Origin of the sequence: Shewanella sp. SW32, assembly GCF_025653365.1 — a bacterium.
In the GTDB taxonomy this organism is placed as follows: Bacteria; Pseudomonadota; Gammaproteobacteria; order Enterobacterales; family Shewanellaceae; genus Shewanella; species Shewanella oncorhynchi.
The window spans coordinates 1-609 of record NZ_JAKKSJ010000111.1 but is presented as its reverse complement, the minus strand read 5'-3'; the positions used below and the strand labels follow the sequence as shown (position 1 = coordinate 609).

Below are 609 nucleotides of genomic sequence, written 5' to 3'. Positions count from 1 at the left end.
AGTAAAGAATCCGCCTTCTTAGAAGGCGGCTTTGACTTGCCCCTGGAAGGGGCTATTCCAAAAACTACATCATCTGCAACGACAATTGAGCCTCATGTTCCTGATCTTGTTTATCTTGATGGCGCACATATCGTCTAATGATTTCTTCATTAACACCTACTGTATCTACAAAATAACCTCTGGCCCAAAAGCTATTGCCCCATAGCTTTTTACGTACATGAGGGAATTTATTGAATAGCCTTATCGCACTTCTTCCTTTCAATACTCCCATCAGCGTTGATACTGACAGCTTCGGCGGGATTATGACTACCAAGTGAACGTGGTCTATCTGAACGTTTAATTCTAAAACCTCACAACCCTTCATATTGCAAAGGATATAAATTGACCTGTATAACTCCTTACCAAGGTTTCCTTTTAATATTTTAAAACGGTACTTCGGAGTCCAAACAATATGATATTTGCAACGCCAATAAACATGTGATGAACTTCTATAATCGCCCATGCTTTTCGTTTCCTCTTACTTGTGGTGAATAAGAAGTCTCTTTTAGCATGGGCGTAATTCAGGCTATAGCCTCAAGGAACAATCACCACCGCCAGAGGCGGTGGTTT

Annotated in this window: 1 protein-coding gene; it reads right to left on the bottom strand. The window is 40.9% G+C overall.

Features of this window, described 5'->3' with window-relative positions:
• Nucleotides 1-64: 64 nt before the first annotated feature.
• Nucleotides 65-502, bottom strand: a complete 438-nt coding sequence (gene tnpA / locus L5M28_RS24085; RefSeq protein ID WP_012088248.1) for an IS200/IS605-like element ISSod23 family transposase — start codon at nucleotides 500-502, stop codon at nucleotides 65-67.
• Nucleotides 503-609 lie beyond the last annotated feature (107 nt).